At 61.1% G+C, this 24,051-nt stretch carries 24 protein-coding genes; 17 read left to right on the top strand and 7 right to left on the bottom strand.

Annotated elements, in window-relative coordinates; genetic code table 11:
- Window positions 1–4 precede the first annotated feature (4 nt).
- The 7 genes from moeB (VLY20_08760) to thiS all read right to left on the bottom strand — a co-directional run bounded on the left by moeB (VLY20_08760) (window position 5) and on the right by thiS (window position 4,873).
- Entirely contained in the window at window positions 5–805 is an 801-nt protein-coding gene (gene moeB / locus VLY20_08760) for a molybdopterin-synthase adenylyltransferase MoeB (protein ID HUK56731.1), read from the bottom strand.
- Between the two features lie 97 nt (window positions 806–902).
- Window positions 903–1,142 carry an NIL domain-containing protein gene (locus VLY20_08755; GenBank protein ID HUK56730.1) on the bottom strand — a complete coding sequence of 80 codons (240 nt, stop codon included), beginning with the start codon at window positions 1,140–1,142 and terminating at the stop codon, window positions 903–905.
- On the bottom strand, window positions 1,130–1,435 hold the full coding sequence (locus VLY20_08750) for a MoaD/ThiS family protein (GenBank protein HUK56729.1): 306 nt from the start codon (window positions 1,433–1,435) through the stop codon (window positions 1,130–1,132). Before VLY20_08750 ends, VLY20_08755 begins: the two co-directional genes overlap by 13 nt.
- The gene (gene thrC, locus VLY20_08745) at window positions 1,435–2,679 is read right to left on the bottom strand and encodes a threonine synthase (protein ID HUK56728.1); all 1,245 of its coding nucleotides are present in this window, start codon (window positions 2,677–2,679) and stop codon (window positions 1,435–1,437) included. Before thrC ends, VLY20_08750 begins: the two co-directional genes overlap by 1 nt.
- A gap of 16 nt (window positions 2,680–2,695) precedes the next feature.
- Window positions 2,696–3,496 carry a molybdopterin-synthase adenylyltransferase MoeB gene (gene moeB / locus VLY20_08740; GenBank protein HUK56727.1) on the bottom strand — a complete coding sequence of 267 codons (801 nt, stop codon included), beginning with the start codon at window positions 3,494–3,496 and terminating at the stop codon, window positions 2,696–2,698.
- A 38-nt stretch (window positions 3,497–3,534) separates the two neighbouring features.
- Window positions 3,535–4,464 (bottom strand): cysteine synthase A, encoded by a 930-nt coding sequence (cysK, locus tag VLY20_08735; GenBank protein ID HUK56726.1) that lies wholly within the window; start codon window positions 4,462–4,464, stop codon window positions 3,535–3,537.
- Window positions 4,465–4,468: 4 nt separating this feature from the next.
- Window positions 4,469–4,873 carry a sulfur carrier protein ThiS gene (gene thiS, locus VLY20_08730; protein HUK56725.1) on the bottom strand — a complete coding sequence of 135 codons (405 nt, stop codon included), beginning with the start codon at window positions 4,871–4,873 and terminating at the stop codon, window positions 4,469–4,471.
- 493 nt (window positions 4,874–5,366) lie between these two features.
- On the opposite strand from thiS, the gene mraZ reads away from it, so the two are divergent.
- From mraZ to pgeF, 17 genes are all read left to right on the top strand, one after another.
- Window positions 5,367–5,834 carry a division/cell wall cluster transcriptional repressor MraZ gene (mraZ, locus tag VLY20_08725; GenBank protein ID HUK56724.1) on the top strand — a complete coding sequence of 156 codons (468 nt, stop codon included), beginning with the start codon at window positions 5,367–5,369 and terminating at the stop codon, window positions 5,832–5,834.
- On the top strand, window positions 5,759–6,775 hold the full coding sequence (gene rsmH / locus VLY20_08720; protein HUK56723.1) for a 16S rRNA (cytosine(1402)-N(4))-methyltransferase RsmH: 1,017 nt from the start codon (window positions 5,759–5,761) through the stop codon (window positions 6,773–6,775). Before mraZ ends, rsmH begins: the two co-directional genes overlap by 76 nt.
- Window positions 6,772–7,107, top strand: coding sequence for a cell division protein FtsL (gene ftsL, locus VLY20_08715; GenBank protein HUK56722.1), 336 nt, complete (start codon window positions 6,772–6,774; stop codon window positions 7,105–7,107). Before rsmH ends, ftsL begins: the two co-directional genes overlap by 4 nt.
- Window positions 7,104–8,825 carry a penicillin-binding transpeptidase domain-containing protein gene (locus tag VLY20_08710; GenBank protein ID HUK56721.1) on the top strand — a complete coding sequence of 574 codons (1,722 nt, stop codon included), beginning with the start codon at window positions 7,104–7,106 and terminating at the stop codon, window positions 8,823–8,825. The genes ftsL and VLY20_08710 overlap by 4 nt, the downstream gene beginning before the upstream one ends.
- A gap of 23 nt (window positions 8,826–8,848) precedes the next feature.
- A complete protein-coding gene (locus tag VLY20_08705; protein ID HUK56720.1) occupies window positions 8,849–10,384 on the top strand; it encodes a UDP-N-acetylmuramoyl-L-alanyl-D-glutamate--2,6-diaminopimelate ligase in 1,536 nt (511 codons plus the stop codon).
- 10 nt (window positions 10,385–10,394) lie between these two features.
- On the top strand, window positions 10,395–11,885 hold the full coding sequence (murF, locus tag VLY20_08700; GenBank protein ID HUK56719.1) for a UDP-N-acetylmuramoyl-tripeptide--D-alanyl-D-alanine ligase: 1,491 nt from the start codon (window positions 10,395–10,397) through the stop codon (window positions 11,883–11,885).
- Window positions 11,886–11,891: 6 nt separating this feature from the next.
- Window positions 11,892–12,965 (top strand): phospho-N-acetylmuramoyl-pentapeptide-transferase, encoded by a 1,074-nt coding sequence (mraY, locus tag VLY20_08695; protein ID HUK56718.1) that lies wholly within the window; start codon window positions 11,892–11,894, stop codon window positions 12,963–12,965.
- Window positions 12,966–12,969: 4 nt separating this feature from the next.
- Window positions 12,970–14,334, top strand: coding sequence for a UDP-N-acetylmuramoyl-L-alanine--D-glutamate ligase (gene murD / locus VLY20_08690; GenBank protein ID HUK56717.1), 1,365 nt, complete (start codon window positions 12,970–12,972; stop codon window positions 14,332–14,334).
- 3 nt (window positions 14,335–14,337) lie between these two features.
- Window positions 14,338–15,528, top strand: a complete 1,191-nt coding sequence (gene ftsW / locus VLY20_08685) for a putative lipid II flippase FtsW (protein ID HUK56716.1) — start codon at window positions 14,338–14,340, stop codon at window positions 15,526–15,528.
- Window positions 15,516–16,613: an undecaprenyldiphospho-muramoylpentapeptide beta-N-acetylglucosaminyltransferase gene (gene murG / locus VLY20_08680; protein ID HUK56715.1), complete on the top strand. Its 1,098-nt coding sequence runs from the start codon at window positions 15,516–15,518 to the stop codon at window positions 16,611–16,613. The genes ftsW and murG overlap by 13 nt, the downstream gene beginning before the upstream one ends.
- Window positions 16,603–17,982 carry a UDP-N-acetylmuramate--L-alanine ligase gene (murC, locus tag VLY20_08675; GenBank protein ID HUK56714.1) on the top strand — a complete coding sequence of 460 codons (1,380 nt, stop codon included), beginning with the start codon at window positions 16,603–16,605 and terminating at the stop codon, window positions 17,980–17,982. The genes murG and murC overlap by 11 nt, the downstream gene beginning before the upstream one ends.
- Entirely contained in the window at window positions 17,979–18,890 is a 912-nt protein-coding gene (murB, locus tag VLY20_08670) for a UDP-N-acetylmuramate dehydrogenase (protein HUK56713.1), read from the top strand. Before murC ends, murB begins: the two co-directional genes overlap by 4 nt.
- 3 nt (window positions 18,891–18,893) lie before the next feature.
- On the top strand, window positions 18,894–19,829 hold the full coding sequence (locus tag VLY20_08665) for a D-alanine--D-alanine ligase (GenBank protein HUK56712.1): 936 nt from the start codon (window positions 18,894–18,896) through the stop codon (window positions 19,827–19,829).
- 93 nt (window positions 19,830–19,922) lie between these two features.
- On the top strand, window positions 19,923–20,786 hold the full coding sequence (locus VLY20_08660; protein ID HUK56711.1) for an FtsQ-type POTRA domain-containing protein: 864 nt from the start codon (window positions 19,923–19,925) through the stop codon (window positions 20,784–20,786).
- A gap of 76 nt (window positions 20,787–20,862) precedes the next feature.
- The gene (gene ftsA / locus VLY20_08655) at window positions 20,863–22,113 is read left to right on the top strand and encodes a cell division protein FtsA (protein ID HUK56710.1); all 1,251 of its coding nucleotides are present in this window, start codon (window positions 20,863–20,865) and stop codon (window positions 22,111–22,113) included.
- A 39-nt stretch (window positions 22,114–22,152) separates the two neighbouring features.
- Window positions 22,153–23,280: a cell division protein FtsZ gene (gene ftsZ, locus VLY20_08650; protein ID HUK56709.1), complete on the top strand. Its 1,128-nt coding sequence runs from the start codon at window positions 22,153–22,155 to the stop codon at window positions 23,278–23,280.
- 28 nt (window positions 23,281–23,308) lie between these two features.
- Window positions 23,309–24,043, top strand: a complete 735-nt coding sequence (pgeF, locus tag VLY20_08645) for a peptidoglycan editing factor PgeF (GenBank protein ID HUK56708.1) — start codon at window positions 23,309–23,311, stop codon at window positions 24,041–24,043.
- The last annotated feature ends 8 nt before the right edge of the window (window positions 24,044–24,051 follow it).

Raw genomic sequence — 24,051 nt, 5'->3', positions numbered from 1 at the left:
AGGATCAGAGGGTACAGGACTGCTCGTAATCCAGGAGCGTCGTGATCCTGGGCGACTTTCCGCAGAGCGGGCAGTTCGGGTCCTTGTGGATCTTGACCTCGCGGAAGGTCATTTCCAGGGCGTCGTAGATCATCAGTCGATCGTAGAGGGGCCGTCCGATACCCAGAATTTCCTTCAAGGCCTCCGTCGCCTGGAGAACGCCCACCGTTCCGGCCAGCACGCCCAGCACGCCGGCTTCCTGGCAGCTCGGAACCAGTCCGGCCGGAGGCGGCTCGTGGTAGAGGCAGCGGTAGCAGGGATAACCGGCATGGGCCTTGATCGTCGTGAGTTGGCCGTCAAACCGGAAGATGCTGGCCGAGACCAGGGTCTTCTTCGTGAAAAAGCAGGCGTCGTTCATCAGAAAGCGCGTCGGAAAATTGTCGGAGCCGTCCAGCACGACGTCGTAATCGCGGAGGATCTCCATGACGTTTTCGGACGTCAGGCGCACGGGATAGGTCCGGACCTTGACGTCCGGGTTCATCGCGGCGATCGTCGCCCGGGCCGATTCGACCTTGGGCGTGTTCAGGCGGGCGGTGGTATGGATCACCTGCCGATGAAGGTTGGACAGATCCACCGTGTCGGCGTCCACGATGCCGAGCGTCCCGACGCCGGCGGCGGCCAGGTACAGCGCGGCGGGCGATCCGAGACCGCCGGCCCCGATGCAGAGGACCTTGGATTTGGCGATTTTCTGCTGCCCCTTTCCCCCGACCTCTTTTAAAATAATATGACGGCTGTAACGCTGTATCTGCTCTTCGGTGAAGTCCATGGTCCGTCCTTTTTATGGAGGCTCACGTCGCCCCCTCCATTGGCAAAGCCGAATGGAGCCTCCCCCTCTCGCGCGCTTTGCGCGCTGAGTATCTAGTTCATTCGATAATATTGCGTTCGATGGGGTCCACCTTGACGCCCATTTTTTTCAGGCCTTCCACGGCCCGCTCGATCTCTTTCGGGTCGCCGGTCAGCTCCAGGTCCACCCATCCCGTTTTTTCCGTGACGTCGGCCCGCCGGACATTCGTGATCACCTGGTACTTCTGGCCGATCTGGTAGATGATCGGCTCCTTGATCTTGTTTTCCGGAAACGTGATATGAACCTTCAGGCTGGCCATCGTCCGCCCTCCCCCCCGGCGCCGCCCGCGATCGCCGGGATGATCGAGACTTCATCCCCTTCGCGCAGAAGGGTCGCCTGTCCCTGTTTGAACCGGATGTCCTCCTCGTTCACGTAGATATTGACGAAGCGCCGGATCTGATTCTCTTCGTCGCAAATGCGGGTCTTGATGCCGGGGTATTGTTTTTCAAGGCGCTCGATCACCTCTCCGATGTCTTTTCCGGCCACCTCCACCACGCTTTGTCCGGCGGTGAGCGACCTCAGCGGCGTGGGAATTCGAACCTTCACCGACATTACGCGTTCCTCCGTTTGATGTTCTGAAAGGTTTCCTCAAAGCTGGCGAGGCTGGGCTGGATCCGCACCGGCGCGCCCACGGCCTGCAGGACCGCTTCCTGGGTCTTTAACCCGTGCCCGGTGATGTAGGCCACCGTCAGGTCCCCTTTGCGGATCACGCCCTGCTCCACCAATTTCTTCAAGACCGCTACGGTCACCCCGCCGGCGGTTTCGGCAAAGATGCCTTCGGTCTCGGCCAAGAGGGTGATCCCCTGGACGATTTCCGGGTCGGTGGCTGTCTCGATGGATCCGCCGGTCTCCTTCGCGGTCTTGAGGGCGTAATAACCGTCGGCCGGGTTTCCGATCGCCAACGACTTGGCGATGGTCTGCGGCTTCACCGGCTTGATGAAGTCCCGTTTGGCCTTGAAGGCCTCGGCCACGGGCGAGCAGCCCTCCGCCTGGGCGCCGTTGACCCGCGTCTTGACCGCCGGGATCAGTCCCAGCTGCTCGAACTCCTTCAGCCCTTTCCAGATCTTGGTCAGCAACGACCCGGAGGCGATGGGGACGACCACATGGTCCGGGCTGCGCCATCCGAGCTGTTCGACCGTTTCGTAGGCGAGGGTCTTGGATCCCTCCGCATAGTACGGCCGGATGTTGATGTTCACGAAAGCCCAGGCGTATTCGGAGGCGATCTCGCTGCAGAGGCGGTTGACGTCATCGTAATTGCCTTCCACGGCGACGACCCTCGGCTTGTAAATCAGATTGCCCAGGATCTTGGCGGCTTCCAGATCGCTGGGGATGAAGACGTAGCCTTTCAGCCCGGCCTGCGCGGCGTGGGCCGATACGGAATTGGCCAGGTTTCCGGTCGAGGCGCAGGCGACGGTGTCGAATCCCAGCTCCTTGGCCCGGGTGAGGGCCACGGCCACGACCCGGTCTTTGAAGGATAGGGTCGGATGATTCACCGTGTCGTTTTTAAGATAAAGCGCCTCGAGCCCCAGAACGCGCGCCAGGTTGTGGGCCTTGACCATCGGGGTCAGGCCGCCGTGAAGCCCGACGGTCGGCGGGCCCTCGACCGGCAGGAGGGCGGCGTAACGCCACAGGCTTTTCGGCCCCTTAAGGATCGTTTCCCTCGAGATCATCGTGCGAATCTCGTCGTAATTGTAATTCACCTCGAGCGGACCGAAACAAAACTCGCAGACATGGAGCGGCTCGGCCGGGTACTCCTTCTTGCATTCGCGACATTGAAGACCTTTGATCTTGGCCATATGAATCCTGAAACGGCTAAATTTCGCAGACCGCCTGGTCGTACTCGATCAGCTCGGTGATCGTCGGCCGATCCCCGCAGAGGGGGCAGTGGGCCTGACGTTTGACGCGGGCGGATCGGAACTGGGCGGTCAACGCGTTGTAGATGAGCCACCGGTCGGTCAAGGGCTGGCCGATGCCCAGGATGAGCTTCAGCGCCTCGGTCGCCTGAATCGTTCCGATCACGCCGGCCAGAACACCGATCACCCCGGCCTCCTGACAGGTCGGGATCAGACCGTTCGGGGGCGGGTTACGGTGAATGCAACGATAACAGGCGCTCTGGCCCGGCCGAATGGTGATCACCTGTCCGTCGAAACGGAGGATACCGCCGTGGATCAACGGCTTTTTCGCGAAAAAACAGGCGTCGTTGATCAGGAATTTGGCGGGGAAGTTGTCCGTTCCATCCAGAATGATGTCGTAGTCGTTCAAGATGGAAAGAGCGTTTTTGGCCGTCAGCCGTTCATAATAGGTCACGACGTTCACGTCCGGATTGATCGCGAGCATTTTGTCGCGCGCGGAGAACACTTTCGGATGGGCCACGTCCGGCGTGTGGTGAAGAACCTGCCGGTGGAGGTTGGTCAGATCGACCACATCCCCGTCGATGATCCCGATCGTTCCCACCCCCGCGGCGGCCAGATAGAGGGCGGCTGGAGAGCCCAATCCGCCTGCGCCGACGATCAATATCTTCGCCTGGCAGATCCGTTTCTGTCCCTTCCCCCCGACTTCGGGAAGGATAATGTGCCGGCTGTAGCGCTGTATTTGTTGGTCGTTGAATTCCAAATTGATTGATCGGGGCCGGCGTCGCCCCCTCCCAGCGATTAAATGTTAAAATATTTTTCGATGCTGATATACCGCTCGCCCGTGTCGGGCAGGATCGTCACGACCTGCTTTCCCGGGCCGAGGGCCTTGGCCACTTTCTGGGCGGCGAAGACGTTCGCTCCGGAAGAGATCCCCACCAGCAGGCCTTCCTCCCGCGCCAGAAGTTTCGCGGTGCGGTAGGCTTCTTCATCCGTCACCGTGACGATCTTGTCGATGATGCTTCGATTCAGAACCTTGGGAACGAAGCCGGCCCCGATGCCTTGGATCTTGTGGGGGCCCGGTTCGTTGCCGGACAGAACGGCCGACGCCGTGGGCTCCACCGCGACGATTTGGACATCGGAAAGGCGCGACTTCAGCAGTTCGCCGATGCCCGTGATCGTGCCGCCCGTTCCGACGCCGGCCACGAAGGCGTCGATCCGCCCGTTCATGGCCTCCCAGATCTCGACCGCCGTCGTCTTGCGGTGCATCTCCGGATTGGCCGGGTTCGAAAATTGATCCGGCATGAAATAAGTCGGGTTCTGTTCAAGAAGCTGCTCCGCCTCCTTGATCGATCCGCGCATTCCCTCCCAGGCCGGCGTCAGCACCAGCTGGGCGCCGTAGGAGGAAAGAAGACTGGCCCGCTCCATGCTCATGCTCTCCGGCATGACGAGGATCAGTTTGTATCCGCGCACGGCCGCGATCATGGCCAGGCCGATGCCGGTGTTGCCGCTGGTCGGTTCGACCATGGTGGCGCCGGGTTTCAGCCGGCCCTGCCGTTCGGCTTCATTGATCATGTTCAGGCAGATCCGGTCCTTCACGCTGCCGCCGGGGTTGAAAAATTCCACCTTGGCAAAAACGGCGGCCCCGTCCGGGGGACTCAAACGATTGAGCCGGACCATGGGTGTGCGGCCGATCAACCGGGAAATATCATTGTGCCATGGGTCCGTCATCTTTTTATAGGGGCTCGCGTCGCCCCCTCCACTGAAGCTTCCGCGGGTTCCGGTTTCCCTTATTTACGATTTGCCATTCTCGAGTCACCAAATTCCCCGCCCAAGGACGTAAATCGTAAATAGGGGAAAATTTCCCTGCGGGGAATTTTCGGCCTCCCCCTCCCTGCCTGCCGGCAGGCAGGTCGCTCGCCTTGCTCGCTGGATAAAAACTTCCGCCTCCGCCCATGAAGAATAGGAACTCCAGCAAGTCTCCCTCTTTTAATGACGTGGCGGCATAAGCCTCCCGATCGACGATGATTGAGTTGAGTTCAACCGAAACCATCCGGGGTTCGATCTCTTTCGCCCGGAGCAATTCCAGGACCGTTTTGGCTTCGATTTCCTCTGGCTTGCCGTTGATTTTTATCCGCATGGCTATTTTCGAAACGGCCCTTTTTGTTTAATGCATTTTATCCGGGCGATTCGCCTATAAATTCACGGCCGAAGACTTATCAACTTAACAGAAAATGACCAATACTGTCAAGAAGTTTGGTCCCGATCCAAGCCTGCGATCCTTGCCGTTTCGTCCGAGCCCGATAAAAAACCGTTGCGAACCGTGCAATGTTCCGTTGCATGCCCAGTGAAGAAAGGGTCGTTTGAATCGGATATGGAAGATTCGGACCGCATGGTTTGCAGCACTTGGGTAAAAACTAATCAAGAAACCATGACAGTCCGCCGTGAGGTTGGACCATTATAAATGGTTGTGTTTCACCTCATCCGACTACAGATCGGGGTCCTCGTTACCCGTTAACCCCAAATATGGTGTCTGATCCAATTCGGTAATAATTTCCATAATCTAATCGTTTTTTTTCTTGACAAGAGAGCCTCTTGGTGTATACTTGTGGCTGCAAGTGGGATAAAGTGGGATGAAATGGAGAAGCGGGGGATCGATGTTCCTCGGTCGCTTTCAGCACACGGTGGACTCGAAGGGTCGCGTCAGCATTCCAATCAAGTTCCGCGAAACCCTGGCCGAGCGTTATGAAGAGAAACTGATCGTGACCACCGACCTCGATCAATGCCTGGTGGCCTATCCCATTGAAGAATGGCAGATCATGCAGGAGAAGGTCAAGACCATCCCGGCGATGCAGCAGGAAGTGAAAGACTGGCTTCGGTTTTTTTATTCCGGCGCGGTAGAATGCCCGCTGGACCGGCAGGGAAGGATCCTGCTTTCCCCGGCGCTCCGGGAGTACGCCCGGATCACGAAAGAAATCGTCATGCTTGGAATTTTCAACAAGATCGAAATCTGGGATGCGAAGCGATGGAAAGAGAAAGAATCCCAGATGCCGAAGAACTCCGAAAAGATCGGCGCGGCGTTGTCCGGTCTTGGTCTTTGACCACGGACGAAAATTATTGCCATATCCCCGTTCTTAAGGACGAGGTGATTCAAACGCTCCGCTTGCGACCGCACGGGATTTACGTGGACTGTACCGTGGGGGAAGGGGGCCACGCCGAGGCGATCCTTAACGCGACGGCGCCGGACGGTTTGCTCTTCGGAATCGACCGGGATGAGGAAGCGGTCCGGAGGGCGGGGGAGCGGTTAAAACGGCACGGGAGCCGCGTGCGACTTTTGCACGGCGGTTTTAAAAACCTCGGAACGCTTCTGAGCGCTCAGGGCGTTCGGGCGGTTGATGGAATCCTGATGGATTTGGGCGTGTCCACATTGCAATTGACGGATTCCGAACGGGGCTTCAGTTTCCAAAAAGACGGCCCTCTCGATATGCGCATGGACCGGCGATCGCCGGTCACGGCCGCGGTCTTGGTGAATTCCCTTCCCGAACGTCAACTCATGCAGGTGCTGTTTGAATACGGCGAGGAGCGGTGGTCTCGGCGCATCGCCCGGGCCATCGTCGACGAACGTCAAAAAGCGCCGGTTAGTCGGACCCTCCAACTGGCCGACCTGATCCGCCGGGCGGTTCCCCGGTCGGGCCAAGGGCGGCGGATTCACCCGGCGACCCGAACCTTTCAGGCCTTGAGAATCGTCGTGAATCAGGAGTTGGACCAGTTGGGCGTCGGGTTGGCCGAAGCCGTTTCCGTTCTGAACGACGGCGGGAGATTGTGCGTCATCTCGTTTCATTCCCTGGAGGACCGCATCGTGAAAAGGACCTTCAAAGCCTTGACCCAGACCGAGCCGCCGCAGTTGCGGCTGATCACCAAGAAGCCCGTCGTTCCCGGCCCCGAGGAGATCCGGGTCAATCCGCGTTCCCGGAGCGCCAAACTCCGTGCGGTGGAACGGATGGCGGCCGCGCCGGCGCCGGGCGATTCGGGAACGGTATGATCGTGCGACGCGTCGGGATCGGGGCGGCCCTTGTGCTGGTGGTCCTTCTGGATATCTGGCAGCATGTTCACATCGTGACCCTGGGATATGAAGTCGAGCAGTCGGAGCAGAAGCGGAAGGCGATGCAGCAGATGCACAAGCAACTCCTCGTCGAAGTCGAAACGCTTTCGGACCTGGATCGCATTGAACGGATTGCGACCGCAAAGCTCGGGATGATCAAACCGCAGGAAGGGCAGGTCGTGTTGGTTCAAAGGGGGGCGCCGTCCGATGCGTCCCGCGATTTGTCCCGTCCTCTCGCGACGCCGCTGCGGATCGCAAAAAAAGGACCATGAGAGCCTTCAACGGTTCCACAAGCCGAATCTTTCTGACCGGCGTTCTTCTGGCGATCGGTTTCATCGGTGTTCTCGTCCGGTTGTGCGCGCTGCAGGTGGTCGAAGCGACGGAACTTTCGAAGCGGGCCGAACGGCAACATGAAAAAAGCGTGATTCTGGAGGGGGAACGGGGAACCATTTTCGACCGGAAAGGGAGGATCCTGGCCACCAATGTGGAGGTCCCTTCCGTCTATGCCATGCCCTCCCTCATTTCGGATCGCGGAGCGGCGGCTCTTGAACTGGCCCGCGTTCTTCGGTCCGACGACAAATCGATCCAAAAACGGCTGGAGGGCAACAAGAACTTTGTCTGGATCGAGCGAAAAGTCAGCCCGGCCGTGGCCCGGAGCGTCATGGATCTGGGCATCGACGGAGTCGGAACGTTAAACGAAAGTCAGCGGTTCTATCCCAAACGAGACCTGATGGGCCACCTCCTGGGCTTCGCCGGGGTGGACAATCAAGGACTCGAGGGCATCGAGCTGGCGTACAACCGGCAACTGCAAGGAGAGAAGGGATGGGCGGTCGTGGAGCGCGATGCGTTCGGCCACGCGATTTTTCAAAAGGGCTTGGATTCCTTTGCGCCGTCCCGGGGAAAAGACTTGGTGCTGACGATCGATGAAGTGATTCAGCACATTGCGGAAACCGAACTGGATGCCGTGATGGAGGAGACCCGGGCCGACGACGGCTCCGTGATCGTGATGGACCCTAAAACGGGCGAGATCCTGGGCCTGGCCGTTCGTCCGGAATTCAACCCCAACCGCGTCGAATCGCGGCGTCCCGAGTTGTGGCGCAACCGGGCCGTAACGGACGCCTATGAACCGGGATCGACGTTTAAAATCGTGACGGCGTCCGCGGCCCTGGAGGAACACGTGGCCGGCCCCGACGATGTTTTTTATTGTGAAGAGGGGAGGATGGCCATCGCCGGCGGGTTCATTCGGGACGCCGAAAAGGAAGGCTACCTGACGTTTCGGGAGGTCATCCAGAAATCCAGCAACATCGGAATGATCAAGATCGCCATGCGGATGGATGCGGACCGCCTGTACCGGTACATCCGGGCCTTCGGGTTCGGCGAGAAGACCGGGATCGATGTCGAGGGCGAATCGCCCGGATTGATCAAACCGCCGCGTGATTGGTCGGGACGGTCTCTGCCCTCCATCGCCATCGGCCAGGAGGTGGCCGTGACGCCCCTTCAACTCGTCGCGGCCGTTTCCGCGATCGCCAACGGAGGCGTATTGATGCGCCCGCGTCTCGTTTCGGAGATCCGGGACGAGAACGGCCGCGCGATCCAGACCTTCCTTCCCGAGGCCCGACGGCGCCCCGTGTCCCCCGAAACGGCCGCCCGGATGATGACGGTCCTGGAGGGAACGGTGTCCAAAGACGGCACGGGCGAGAAGGCCGCCATTCCCGGCTATCGGATCGCCGGCAAAACGGGAACCGCCCAGAAGATCGACCCGGCTACCCGGCAGTATTCCGCGCGGGACGGGGTCGTTTCCTTCGTCGGAATCGTTCCGGCGGATGATCCCCGGATCGTCGTGCTGGTTGTGGTGGACGATCCCAAGGGAGTATCATGGGGGGGCACCGTGGCGGCGCCCGTATTCCGGAACGTCGCCGAGCAGGTTTTGAGATACCTGGGAGTGCCGCCGCGGTCGCAGGAGCGAATCGTGCTGACCTCGGCCGGATAGACGCGGGTGTTGTCGTGGAGACCATGCGATTGGACAGACTGTTGCGGGCGATCCCGGAAGCCCGGGTGATGACGAAGGACGAAAACCGGTCGCCGGAGATCCGCCACGTGGTGTCGGATTCGCGGCAGGCGCGGCCCGGCAGTTTGTTTGTCGCCATCCGCGGCCGGCATTCGGACGGCCACGCCTTTCTCAAGGAGGCGATCGAACGGGGCGCCGCGGCCGTCGTGACGGAGAGCCCGGCCATCCCGCCCGCGTTGAAAGGGGAGGTCCCGGTCATCCAGGTGAGGGATGCCCGGGTCGCCCTGGCGCGTTTGGCGGAAGAGTTCTACGGCCATCCTTCGTCGCGTCTTCGCGTCGTCGGCGTGACCGGGACCAACGGCAAAACGACCGTGACCTATGTGATCCGGAGCATTCTTCAAGCGGCCGGTTATCCCGTCGGGTTATTGGGCACCGTGACCTACGATCTGGCCGGGGAGGTCGTGGCCTCGACCCACACCACGCCCGAATCCCCCGTCCTGCAGGCGCTGTTGGCCCGGCTGGTTGAAAAAGGGGCCGGGCACGTCGTGATGGAGGTTTCCTCGCACGCGTTGACGCTCCACCGGGTCGACGGGTGCGAGTTCGACGTGGCCGTCTTCACCAATCTGACCCAGGATCATCTGGATTTTCATCATACGATGGAGGACTATTTGGAGTCGAAGCGCATGCTGTTTATAAGCCTGGCGGCGCCGTCCCGGAAAACCGCGCCGAAACGGGCCGTCATAAACGAGGATGACGGTTGGGGCCGCCGCTTGATCGAATCCGTTTCGGTCCCGGTATGGACCTACGGCCTGGACCGCCCCGCCGACCTGACCGCCAAAGACCTCCGCAGCCATCTGGATGGACTGGCCTTCACGGCCGTCACGCCGGCGGGGTCCTTTCCGGTCCAATCCAGTTTGGTGGGCCGCTACAATGTCTACAACCTTCTGGCGGCGATCGGTGCGGCTCTCCACCTGGACATTCCGTTGGAGAATATTCAACGGGGCATTGCGTCCCTTCCGGGCGTGCCGGGCCGATTCGAACGCCTCGATTCCGGACAGGGCTTCAAGGTGATCATCGATTTTGCGCACACCGAAGACGCGCTGGACCGCCTGCTCCGTGTGTTGACGGAGTTGACCCCGGGAAGGATCATTACGGTCTTCGGCTGCGGGGGCGACCGGGATCGGGGAAAACGGGCCCCCATGGGCCGGGTCGCGGCCCTCTACAGCGACGTGGTGGTGATCACCTCCGATAATCCCCGCGGCGAGGATCCCGCCGGGATCATAAAGGAAGTGGAAGTCGGCGCGCGGGAAGGGGCGGCGCGGGGAAAAGAGCCCGTCCAGGTTATGACGATCGTGGACCGGGAGGAAGCGATCATGCGGGCGTTGGGTCTGGCCCGGCCGGGAGATGCCGTCGTTTTGGCCGGCAAGGGCCATGAGGAATACCAGATCATCGGCGATCGCATGATTCCCTTCAACGATCGACGGCTGGCCGACGACTGGATCCGAAACCATCGATCCGGAGGCGGCACGCGTGGGTCTTGAGGCGATTGGAATGGAGACGTTGTTTACAGCGGCCGAGATCGTGTCGGCCACCGGCGGACGGTTGATACGGGGCGATTCGTCCCTGGCCGTTCCGGGGATTTCGATCGACTCCAGAACGATCCGCTCGGGAGAGCTCTTCCTGGCCATCCGGGGAGAACGGTTTGACGGCCACCGGTTCGTTTACGAGGCCTTGGCGCGCGGAGCCTGCGGCGTGGTGGTGAATGTTTCGGCCCATCGCATTCCGAAAACGGCGGATGAAGAGGCGCTGTTGCGCGGCAAAATCCTCATCGGCGTAACGGACACCCTGGCGGCGTTGCAGGAGATTTCGAGGTTTCACCGGAAGCGGTGGTCTCTGCCCGTCATCGCCGTGACCGGCAGCAACGGCAAGACCACGACCAAGGAAATGATCGCGGGGATTTTGTCGGGCCGGTATGTCACGTTGAAAAATGAAGGGAACATCAACAACCAGATCGGCGTTCCGCTCACGCTGCTTCGTCTCACCGCGCGCCATCAGGCGGCCGTTCTGGAAATGGGAATCAGCCGGGCCGGAGATCTTCGGCGTCTGTGCGAACTGGCGACGCCTCGGGTGGGGTTGATCACCAACATCGGTCCGGCCCATCTCGAAACACTGGGAGACATCGATGCGGTCGCCTCGGCCAAGGCCGAACTGCTGGAGGCACTGCCCCCGGCGGACGGGGTGGCCCTTCTCAACCGGGATGATTCGTTTTATGCCACCCTTCGATCCCGCGCGCCGGGCCGTGTCGTGACCTTCGGATTTGACCCGGACGCCGATATCTCGGCCGAAGAGGTCCAAGAGACGGGTTCGCAAATCCGGATGACCTTGAGCTGGAATCCGGCCGTCGTTGGAATCGGGCGATCCCCGGGACGCTCCGGTCGCGGAGCGGGCGCGCCAAACGCGTTCGGGTCCGATCGAACCCGGGCGCCGATCCTCCTGCCGATGATCGGTCGCCATAACGTCCTGAACGCCGCCGCCGCGGCCGCGGCGGGCCTGGTCCTGGGATGTGAACCGGCGGAAATCAAGCACGGCCTGGAGGCGTTCCATCCGGTCGCCATGCGTTCGGAATTGATTTCCTGGGAAGGTCGGACCGTCCTGTACGACGTCTATAACGCGAACCCGGCCTCTGTGCGGGCCGCTCTGGAAACCTTGAGCCGATTCGGCGGGACGGGCCGACGGATCGCGGTGTTGGGCGATATGTTGGAACTGGGCGCGGCTTCGGCCGACGCGCATCGGCGGATGGGCCGGGCGGTTGCGGCTTTTGGCATCAACGCGCTGATCACCATGGGAGATCTCGCCGCCGCCATCGCGGAATCGGCGCGGGCCGATGGATTGGACCGCGATCGCGTGAGGGTCTGCCGGGAGCCGTCCGAGGTCGCGCAGGCCTTGAAGGGAATGACGGAAAGCGGCGACGTGATTTTGATTAAGGGCTCGCGGGGAATGCGAATGGAACGGATCTTGGATTATCTTCTGAACGGGCGATAGGGGGCCATGTTTTATCTCCTGTATTTTTTGCACGCCAATAATCCATTTTTCAACGTCCTCCGCTATATTACGTTTCGGACCAGCTATGCCGTTCTGACCGCTTTTGTGATCTGCATTGCGATCGGCCCCTGGGTGATCCGGCAGCTGCAGCAATCCCAGATCGGACAGCAGATCCGGTCCGACGGACCGAAGACCCATCTTTCGAAGGCCGGGACGCCGACCATGGGGGGCCTCATCATCCTCGTGGCGGTGCTGGGAGCCACCTGGCTCTGGGCCGATCTTGAGAGTCCGTATGTCTGGCTGACCGTTTTATCGCTGGCGCTTTTCGGACTGATCGGTTTCGTGGACGATTATCTCAAGTTCGTCAAAAAACACTCGGCGGGATTATGGCCGAGATACAAATTGGCGGCCCAGACGGCCGTCGCCGCGGGGATTGTGGGCATTCTCTACGGAGGCCTGAATTACTCCACGCAATTGAGCCTGCCGTTCTTTAAAAATATCCATCCCGATCTTGGATGGGCGTATCTGCCGTTCGCCGTGCTGGTGATCGTGGGGGCCTCGAACGCCGTGAATCTGACGGACGGCTTGGACGGTCTGGCAACGGGGCCGGTCGCCGTCGCCGCCGTGGCCTATACCATCGTCACCTACATCACCGGCCATCGCATTTTCGCGGACTACCTGCTGATTCCCTATCTGGAAGGGGCGGGGGAACTTGCGGTGGTCTGCGGCGCGCTCTTCGGCGCCTGCTTGGGGTTTCTCTGGTTCAACAGTCATCCGGCCTCCGTGTTCATGGGGGATGTGGGCTCCTTGCCGTTGGGCGGGATGCTGGGCACCGTGGCCGTGATCACCAAACACGAATTTCTTCTGCTGTTTGTCGGGGGGTTGTTTGTGATCGAGGCCCTGTCGGTGATCCTTCAGGTGGCCTCGTTCAAGTTGCGGGCCAAGCGGATTTTTTTAATGGCGCCGCTGCACCATCACTTTGAACTCAAAGGGTGGTCGGAGTCCAAGGTGGTGGTGCGGTTCTGGATCATTGCCATCGTCATGGCGCTTCTGAGTTTGAGCACCCTGAAGCTCCGGTGACGGGATGGCGCAGGACGTCGAGGGCAGAAGGGTCACGGTCGTGGGCCTGGGTCGGAGCGGCCAGGCCGCGACCCGCTTATTGATCCAACGGGGGGCGCGGGTGACCGTGACGGACCGTCGGCCCGCCGCCGAGTTGGAAGGACCGTTGGCCGTCTTGAAAGGAAGCCCGGTCCGGTATGAGATCGGTGGACATCCTGAATCGGCGTTTCAAGATGCGGACCTCGTCGTGATGAGCCCGGGGATTCCTTTGGACCGCGTGGGGCCGGCCCGGGCCGCGCAGGCGCGGGGGGTGCCGGTGATCGGCGAGATCGAGCTGGGTTTCGGTTTCGCGACCGCTCCCGTCGTGGCGATCACCGGGACCAACGGGAAGAGCAGCACCACCGCGCTGACGGGTGAAATCTTGAAAGCCGCCGGCCGACGGGTTTTTATCGGAGGCAACCTGGGACGGCCGTTGTGCGAGGCCGTTCTGGAAAAAACCGAATGGGATTGGATCGTTGTGGAGGTCAGCAGTTTCCAGCTTGAAACCGTCCGGACGTTCCGTCCCCGGGTGGCGGTGTTGCTCAACGTGACGCCCAACCACCTGGATCGCTACCGGAGCCTGGAGGAGTATCGGACGGCCAAGGCGAGGATTTTTGAGAATCAGACGGCCGACGATGCGGCCGTCATCAACGCCGATGATCCATGGGTTCTCAAGCGGGCCGATTTGATCCGATCGAGACGGGTCTTCATCGGCAGAACCCGCCGTCCGGAGCCGGGGGTGTATCTGGATTCGGGTCGGGTGGTTTCCGTGGACGCATCGCGTTCCTCCGGCGGTCTGGAAATCCTCCGCCGGGATGAGATTCCGTTGCGGGGGGACCACAATCTCGAGAATGTCCTGGCGGCGTCGGCCGTGGGGATCGTTTCCGGTTGCCCGGTGCGTCAAATCCGGGAGGCCGTTCGGGGATTCAAAGGGCTTGAACATCGGCTCGAGCCGGTCCGAAAACGGAACGGCGTGCTCTACGTCAACGATTCAAAGGCGACCACCGTCGCGGCGCTGGCCAAGGCCTTGGAGGCTTTTTCGGAGACCATCGTGCTGATCGCGGGAGGCCGGGATAAGGGAGGGGAATTTACCCTCGTTCGCGATCTCCTGAGACGGCGGGTGAAGACCGCCCTCTTGATCGGCGAGTCGCGTCCGATCCTCCGGGCGGCGTGGGCGGGCCTCCTGCCCTTGGTCGAGGTCGACGGTCTCGAAGAGGCCGTGCAACGGGCCGCTCAGATCGCGGGTCCGGGAGACGTCGTGCTTCTGTCGCCGGCCTGCAGCAGTTTTGATATGTTCCGGGATTTTGAGGACCGGGGAGACCGTTTTAAGGAGGCCGTGAACCGGCTATAACGCATGGACCGAGTCCGGGGAGACCGCCCGTTGATCCTCCTCACCCTCTTACTGTTGGTGATCGGCGTGGTGATGATCTACAGCGCCAGCGCGGTTTTGGCCAGCCGGCAATACGGCGACTCGCTTTTTTTCTTCAAACGGCAGATGCTTTGGGCCGCCTTTGGATTGGTCGTCTTGGCGGCGGCCTCGCGTGTTCCGTACGAGTTCTGGAATCGGATGGCCTTGCCGCTGGTTCTGGGGACGGTGATTCTGTTGGGGTTGGTTTTAATCCCGGTGGTCGGCCTCGAGCTGAATGGGTCCCGTCGCTGGTTGCGGTGGGGGTGGCTGACGCTGCAACCGTCGGAAGCGGCGCGCCTGTGCTCCGTCATCTACCTGGCCCGGTATCTGATGAAAAAGAAGAACCGTCTGGATGACTTCTTTCGCGATTTTCTGCCGCCGATGATCGTGATCGGTGTTTTTTTGGCCCTGATCATGGGGGAGTCCGATCTCGGGACGGCGTTGGTGCTGGGCGGGGTGGCCGGTCTCTTGCTGTTTATCGGCGGGGCGAGATGGCGGCATCTATGGGCGATGGGGCTGCTGGCGGCTCCGGTGGTGTACGCCATGATTATGAAGATCGGATACCGTCGCCAACGGCTGATGGCGTTTCTGGACCCGTGGCGGGATCCGACCGACACCGGTTTTCAGGTGATCCAATCCTTTCTGGCCATGGGCGGAGGCGGACCGGTCGGGATGGGATTGGGTGAGGGACGGCAAAAACTGTTTTTCCTTCCGTATCCGCACACCGATTTTATATTTGCGGTGATCGGCGAAGAATTGGGATTGCTGGGCACCTTGACCGTTTTGATCTTGTTCGGAATGCTGGCCTGGCGGGGACTGTCGATCAGTTTAAGGGCGCCCGATCTATTCGGACGTCATCTGGCGTTTGGACTCACGATGATGATCGTTGTCCAGGCGATGGTCAACATGGCCGTGGTGACGGGCCTGGTCCCGACCAAGGGTCTGACGCTGCCTTTCCTGAGTTACGGCGGGTCCTCGCTCGTCGCCAACTTGGCGGCGGTCGGCATTCTCTGGAATATTTCGAGGACGGCCTCCGTTGGAGGGTGGAGCCTGTACCGAAGCAAGAGCCGGTTCGGATCCGAGATCCGGTCGGCAGGCCAGAATCGCGCGAAGAGGTCGGAGGGATGCGTGTCGTGATCGCGGGGGGCGGAACGGGCGGCCATCTCTTCCCGGGGGTTGCGCTGGCGAACGAATTTCAACGGCAGCGGCCCGGCACCGGGATCCTGTTCGTTGGAACCGCCGGGGGGCTCGAAACCAGGATCATTCCCCGGGAGGGCTTTGAGCTTCGGCTGATCCCCATCGGGGGTTGGGTCGGCCAGGGAGGATTTCGCAAAATCAAGACCGTGTTGCAACTGCCGGCCGGTCTCTGGCGATCCTGGAGGATTTTGACGGATGTCCGTCCCGATCTGGTGATCGGCGTGGGCGGATATGCTTCCGGACCGGTGGTGGCGATGGCCGGTGTGATGCGGTTGCGCCGTGTTCTGGTGGAACCCAATGCGGTGCCGGGCCTGACCAACCGGCTCTTGGGGTCGTGGGTGGATCGGATCTATCTGTCGTTTGAAGAAACCCGGCGGTGGTTCAGAGATCGGGGCGCCGCCGGATCGATCCGCGTTTTCGGAAACCCGGTTCGCCGGGACATCCTTTCGGCGGGCCAAGGACCATCCAAGAACGCTCCGAAATCGACGCTGCTGGTGATGGGCGGCAGTCGGGGGTCCCGGGCCCTCAATCGCGCCATGATTGAAGCCTTGGCCGGCCTGGACGCGGTGAAGACAACGATCCGGATCGTCCACCAATCCGGGGAAAGGGATGCCGGATGGCTAGAAGAAAAATACGCCGTGGGGGGATTTGAAGCCGTTGTCACGCCGTTTCTATCGCCGGTCTCGGAGGCGTACCGCGCGGCCGATCTGGTGGTCTGCCGGTCCGGTGCGACGACGGTGGCCGAGCTGACCGCCTGCGGCCGTCCGTCCATCCTGATCCCGTTTCCGTTTGCGACTCACGGCCATCAGGAAAAAAACGCCCGGGCGCTGGCCGATGCCGGAGCCGCGGAGCTGATTCTTGAACGGGATCTGACGGGAGAACGGCTGGCCAAGACGATCACGACCCTGCTGGCCCAGCCGACCCTCCTGGGCCGGATGTCCGAGCGGAGTCGTCGGTTGGGACGTCCGGACGCGGCCGAAAAGATCGTGAACGATTGTTTGGGACTGATCGGACATGTTTGGTAAAATTCAGCAGATCCATTTTGTGGGCATCGGCGGAGCCGGGATGAGCGGAATCGCCGAAATCCTGCTGAATATGGGATATCGCGTGACGGGATCCGACCTGTCCTATTCCGAGACGGTGAAACGCCTAGAGGGGATCGGCGGAAAGATCTTCATCGGGCACCATCCCTCCAACATCGGTCCGGCCCAGGTGGTGGTCGTCTCCTCGGCCGTCTCTCCTCAGAACCCGGAAGTCCTGGCGGCCCGCGAGCGTTTGATCCCCGTCATCCCGCGGGCCGCGATGTTGGTTGAGCTGATGCGGCTTAAATACGGCATCGCAATCGCCGGCGCGCACGGCAAAACGACCACGACGTCGCTGGTGGCCTCGGTCCTCGCGGAAGGCGGGCTGGATCCGACGGCCGTGATTGGCGGCAAGGCCTATCAATTTGGGAGTAACGCCAAACTAGGCCAGGGCGATTTGCTGGTGGCCGAGGCGGACGAGAGCGACGGGTCGTTCCTGCGGCTTTCCCCAATTTTCGCCATTGTGACGACGATCGATCGGGAGCATCTCGATTACTACCACGACCTGGACCGGATCCAGCGCGCTTTCCTGGATTTCTTGAACAAGGTGCCCTTCTATGGATTGGCCGTGGTCTGTCTGGATCAGGAGTCGATTCAGGAGATCATCCCGCAACTGCATGTCCGCTATGTGACCTTCGGAATGACGCCGCAGGCCGATCTCGTGGGCAGCAAGGTGGAGTTCAAAGGGTGGGAGTCGGAATTCACGGTCCATTTCCGTCAAAAGAATCTGGGGCGCTTCCGTCTCGCGCTTCCGGGACTGCACAACGTTTATAACGCCCTGGCGGCGATCGCGGTCGGTCTGGAGCTGGAGGTGGGTCTCGCTGCGATCCGAAAAGCCCTCTCCGAGTTCGCCGGCGTGGAGCGGAGGTTTCAACTGGTGGGGGAGAAACGCGGGATCATGATCGTCGACGATTACGGACACCATCCCACCGAGATCAAGGCGACGCTGTCCGCGGCGAAAACCGGTTGGAACCGGCGGCTGCTGGTTGTTTTTCAGCCGCACCGCTACACGCGGACGCGGGACTTGCTCAAGGAATTCGGCACCGCCTTCTACCAGGCCGACAGCCTGATCCTCACCGAGATTTACGCCGCCGGCGAACCGCCCATTGAGGGAGTCACCGGCCAGAGTTTGTACGACCAGGTGAAACAGCACGGGTACAAGGATGTGCGCTTTCTTCCGACGCACGAGGCGATTGTGGAACAGATTCTTGCCGCCGTTCGGCCCGGGGACATGATTCTCACGCTCGGAGCCGGCGATATTTGGAAGGTCGGGACGGCCGTGTTGAAGGGATTGGAAGGCGGAACGGAATGAAAACGTCGGATCAGCAGGCGCTTCGCGACGCGGTGCAAGGGGTCGAGGGTGAAATTCTTTGGAAAGAGCCGTTGAGCCGGCACACCACGCTCCGGATCGGCGGCCCGGCCGATGTTCTCGTGATTCCCGGCAACCTGGAGGCGCTGGTGCGGCTGGTTCGACAGGCGAGGGAAAGAAACGAGCGGGTCTTCGTCATGGGGGGCTCGAACCTTCTGGTCCGGGACGGCGGAATCCGGGGTATTGTCGTGAAGCTTTCCCGTCTTGAAAAGATCACCGATCCGGACGCGACGCGGATCGACGCGGAAGGCGGCGTCCTTCTGTCCAATCTGGCCCGACACGCGATGAAGCGGGGTTTGAGCGGCCTCGAGTTCGCTCAAGGCATTCCGGGAACGGTGGGAGGCGCCGTCGTCATGAACGCCGGAACGCGCGAGGGAGAGATCGCCGACCGGCTGACCGCGATCCGAATCGTTCAGCCGGACGGAGCCATCCGGACGATGACCCGGAGTGAGATGGAATTCGGCTACCGGTCGTCTCGAATTCCCAAGGGCGTGATCGTCGGAGCGGTGTTTCAGCTCCAGCCGTCGAGCTCTCCCGAAATCCAGCGGCGGATGCGTGTCTTTATCGATCAGCGCAAGGCGACCCAGCCGCTGACCCTGCCCAACGCGGGCTCGGTCTTCAAAAACCCGAAAGGCCGTTTCGCGGCCCAGTTGGTCGAAAAGGTCGGACTGAAAGGCCACCGCATCGGCGACGCCCAGGTTTCGGAGCGACACGCCAATTTTATCGTCAACCTGGGAAGGGCCACGGCCAAGGACGTCTTGGAATTGATCCGGACGATTGGAAAACGGGTCGAGGAACAAACGGGGATCACGTTGGAACTGGAGCTCCGGATTGCGGGCCAGGAACGTTGACCGATGGTCACGAACAAAAAGATCGCCGTCCTCATGGGCGGGAAGTCGGCCGAACGGGAGATCTCATTGAAAAGCGGCCGGGCCATGGAGGCCTCGCTCCGTCGGCAGGGTTGCACGGTCGTGGCGATCGATCTTAATGAAACGGTGGCCGAGCGGCTCCGCCAGGAGAAGATCGAGCTGGCGGTGAATGCCCTTCATGGACGCGGAGGGGAGGACGGCTCGATTCAGGGGCTGCTCGAAATCCTGGGGATTCCCTATACGGGTTCGGGTGTGCTGGCCAGCGCCATCGGAATGAACAAAGGGATGACGAAGCGGCTTCTGCAAGCCGACGGGGTGCCGACTCCAAAATACTCGGTCCTTCGATCGACCCGGCTGTCGACCGACGATTTTAAGGAAATTCCGGCCGGGCTTGACTGTCCTGTGGTGGTGAAGCCGTCCTCGGAAGGATCCACGATCGGGGTTACGATCGTCCGGGACCGGGGCTCCGTCGAGTCGGCCTATCGGGAGGCGTTTCGGCACGGTGAAGAGATTCTGGTGGAAGAATACATCGAGGGACACGAGGTGACGGCCGGGATTTTGGATGAAACCCCGCTCCCGTTGATCGAGATCGTTCCCAAGGGGGCCTTTTACGACTACGAGGCCAAGTACACAAAGGAAATGACGGACTATATCGTGCCCGGCCGTTTTCCCTCGGAGGTCACGCGGGAGGTCCAGGCGTTGGCGCTGAAGACGCACCGAATCATCGGGTGCCGAGGATGCAGTCGGGTCGATTTTCGTGTCGATCGCAGCGGCCGTCCGTTTGTGTTGGAGATCAATACCGTTCCCGGCATGACCGAAACAAGCCTCCTTCCCAAGGCGGCTGCGGCGGCCGGGATTGCCTATGATCAATTGGTGGCTAAGATCGTGCAATCGGCGTTGCACTCGACCATCGAAAGGTAGCCAACAAGCGTTGCCCGGGGCTGCCGCGGGGCCCGGTCGCGTCGGAGGAGCGACCGCCCCGTACGGGCTCGGGGATATGAAGGTGCGAAAGTGATGTATCGATACCATCTTTCCAGAAAAAAATTAAACCGGTCTTCCGCGGGGACTCGGGAGAAGACGGGCGTTTTGAGAAAACAACGGTCGGGATGGCGCGGGATCGGATCCCAATGGTCCGGGCCGGTTTTCCGCGTCACGAAGCTTTTATTGTACGTCCTTCCGCCGGCGGGTATCCTCGCCGCGGGCGTATGGGGGTGGAACGCCGTGACGAACGGCATGAGGCATTCCAACCTGTTTGCCCTTCAAGAGGTCCGCACCGTGGGTTGGGAACGGCCGCAAAAGATCGGAGCCCTCGAACGCCTCCGTTCTTCATCGGGGGCCAGTCTGCTTGATCTGGATCTTGTTGCCCTGAAGGGGGCTTTGTTGGCCGAGCCATGGATAAAGGATGTGAACCTGCGCAAGGAATATCCGGACACGTTATCCGTTCATGTGACGGAACGTCGTCCCGTGGCTGTCTTGGCCGGTCGGGAGGCCGGGGCGGTCGTGGATGAGACCGGAACGATCCTGGAACAATGGCCGAACGGCGGAGAGATCCCGTTCCACTGGTCGCGGCTTCCCGTCATCCATGGCCTCGAAGCGGCTTCCCTGCGGGATGGGGCTGCCGACGCCGTCCAACGCTTCGGCTCGGCCCTTCAAATTTTACGGGCGGCGCCTTCGTCTGCGGATCAAGGGCTGGATCTTGAAATCGGACGCTGGGACGACATTCGGGTTCAGCGGCATGGATACTGGCTTCGGTTCGGGGAGGGCTCTTTTGACGAGAAGTGGCGGCGTTTCCTGTCGGTCGCGGGGGAGATCGAGCGGCGGCATGAGGAGGTTCGAGAAGTCGATTTGCGGTTTCCGGATCAGGTGATTGTCCGATGAAGCGCGAACGACGGATTCCCGGTCAATGACCCGTCCCGCGTCGGCGCGGGCGGCATCGGAAAGGAGGTCATCGGAATTGGCGAAACGAGAAAATATCATCGTAGGCCTTGACATCGGCACGACGAAGATCTGCGCGATCGTCGGCGAGATCCAAGGCTCGTCCCGGTCGGACGGTCTTCCCGGCATCGACGTGATCGGCATCGGCACCAGTCCGTCCCGCGGACTCCGAAAGGGCGTGGTGGTGAATATCGAAAGCACGGTGGAGTCGATCAAAAAGGCGGTGGAGGAGGCCGAACTCATGGCCGGGGTTCAGATCCAGTCTGTTTATGCCGGGATCGCCGGCGGGCATATCAAGGGCTTCAACAGCCGCGGCGTCATCGCCGTGAAAGAGCGGGAGGTGAACCAGGCGGATGTGGAACGCGTCATCGACGCCGCCCGGGCCGTGGCGATTCCCCTGGACCGCGAAGTCCTGCATGTCCTGCCGCAGGAGTTCATCGTGGACGATCAGGACGGAATCAAAGATCCCCTGGGAATGGCCGGCGTCCGTTTGGAAGCCGAGGTGCATATCATCACCGGGGCGGTGACTTCGGCGCAGAACATCATCAAGAGCGTGAACCGGGCCGGGCTGGAAGTGGTCGACATCATCCTCCAGCCTTTGGCGTCCAGCGAGGCGGTTTTAACTCCGGAAGAGAAGGACCTGGGCGTCACGATGGTGGACATCGGCGGGGGGACGACCGATATCGCGACCTTTGTCGACGGGGGAATTTGGCATACGGCGGTGTTGGGGATCGGCGGAAATCATCTGACGGGGGACGTGGCGATCGGGCTTCGGACGCCGGCGGCCGAGGCCGAGAAGATCAAGATCAAATACGGCTGCGCGATGACCTCGATGGTGAAGGAGGATGAAACGATCGAGGTCCCCAGCGTCGGGGGGCGTCCGCCCCGGGTTCTGTCGCGGCAGATCCTGTCCGAAATCATCGAGCCGAGGGCCGAAGAGATCTTCGGACTGGTGGGCCGGGAAATCAAACGGACGGGTTATGAGGAGCGGGTGGCCTCGGGAGTCGTGATCACGGGGGGGAGTTCCACGTTGAGGGGGATGGTGGAGGTCGCCGAGCGGGTCTTGGATCTGCCGGTTCGCCTGGGCTCCCCGATCAACCTCGGCGGATTGGCGGACATCGTCAACAATCCGATGTATGCCACCGGAGTGGGATTGATCCTCTATGCGCTCAAGACCCAAGGGGAGCGGGACGTACGGCGGTTCAGGGATCGCCGACTCTTCCACAAAGTCGCCGGTCGGATGCGGGAATGGGTCCAAGAATTTTTTTAGTACATAACAATTTTAGTACATAACAAAAGGAGGTAGCGCATGATTCTCTTTGAAGAGGCCGAGATCAAACCGGCCAAGATTAAGGTGATCGGGGTCGGGGGCAGCGGATGCAACGCGGTGAACACGATGATCGCTTCCAAGTTTGCGGGAGTCGATTTCATTTCGGCCAATACCGACGTCCAGGCCTTGAGCCTGTCCAAAGCGCCTTCAACCCTCCCGATCGGCGCTCGATTGACCAAGGGGCTCGGGGCCGGGGCCGATCCCGGCGTGGGTCGTGAGGCCGCCTTGGAGGACGTCCAACGCATTCGTGAGATGCTGGAAGGAGCCGACATGGTTTTCGTGACGGCCGGGATGGGGGGAGGAACCGGAACCGGCGCGGCGCCCATTATCGCGAACGTCGCCCGGGAACTGGGAGCCTTGACCGTGGCCGTCGTGACCAAGCCCTTTCAATTTGAAGGGGCGCTTCGGATGCGTCGTGCCGAGGAGGGCATCAACGAATTAAAGAAGGTGGTGGATTCGCTGATCGTGATCCCGAACCAGAGGCTTCTCTCGATCGTGGACAAAACCGCGTCGGTGCCCAAATCCTTCAAAATCGTGGACGATGTGCTTCGCCAGGCCGTTCAGGGCATTGCGGATCTCGTTACGACGCCCGGTTTGGTCAATGTGGATTTCGCCGATGTCCGGACCGTCATGGCTCACATGGGGCGGGCCGTGATGGGAATGGGGTTCGCCCGGGGCGATCATCGCGCGGTGGAGGCGGCCCAGAAGGCGATCTCCAGTCCCCTGCTTGAAGAAGGCGGGATCCACGGGGCGAGAGGCGTGCTCCTCAACATTACCGGAGGCGAAGGGTTGTCCCTCCACGAAGTCAGCGAGGCCTCCACGATTATTCAGGAGGCGGCCGATCCCGAGGCCAATATTATCTTCGGTTCGGTGATCAACAAACAGATGAAGGAGGACGTGATCGTCACCGTTATCGCGACCGGTTTCGAGAAGGACTTGATTCGGGAAGAACCCGTCAAAGCGGCGGCGTCCAAGCCGGTGCCTTCGAAGAGCCTGGATCGGCCCGCATTTCTCCGCAAGGTGGCGAACAGCGGCTATCCGCCGAACGGTCTCAATGTCGATGACGAATGGGACGTGCCGACCTTTTTGCGAAAACAGGCGGATTGAATTGAGTAGAATGGTTCAAGGAACGGCGGTGTCATTTCACGTACTCGAAATAGAGGGTCATCGTGCCCTCGAACTGCCCGCGCCGGACCGGAATCCGCCATGGCGAGCCCTGTTTGGTCTTCGCGGCCCTCGTCCGCTGGAGATTCTGAGAGGGCAGTTCAATCTTCAAAAAGACGGGGTCGCATCCGTTCGTCAGGTGCACGGCGATTCCATCTGGGTCATCGATTCGGCCCCATCGGCCGTTTCATCGGTTCCGGAACGGGAAGCCGACGCGATGATCACGAACCGGGCCGGGTTGGCGATCACGGTTCGGACGGCCGACTGTCTTCCGATTTTGATTTGGGACGGGGTGCGCAGGGTCGTCGCGGCCGTGCATGCGGGCTGGCGGGGATCGCTTAAGGCGATCGCATCCAAGACCGTTGAGACCATGGGGTCATCCTTCGGGAGCCGTCCCGGCGATCTTTGGGTCGGAATCGGGCCGGCGATCGGGCCTTGTTGTTATGAAGTGGACGGGCCGGTGTTGGACCCGCTTCGCGAGCGGTTCGAGTATTGGAAACAAGTGGTCCGGGAAAAAGGGAACGGCAGGGCGATGTTGGACCTGGTCGGCTTGAATGTCCGTCAACTGACGGCTTCCGGGGTCGCGCCCGGCGGGATTATCGCAGCCGGAGCCTGCACCGTTTGTCATCCGGAACGCTTCTATTCCTACCGGCGCGACGGGAACGCGTCCGGCGGAATGATCAGCGGGATTATGATTTGCCCATGATCGTTTTC

It is taken from the genome of Nitrospiria bacterium, from assembly GCA_035517655.1.
In the GTDB taxonomy this organism is placed as follows: domain Bacteria; phylum Nitrospirota; class Nitrospiria; order JACQBZ01; family JACQBZ01; genus JACQBZ01.
This window is presented reverse-complemented; position numbering and strand designations above follow the sequence as displayed.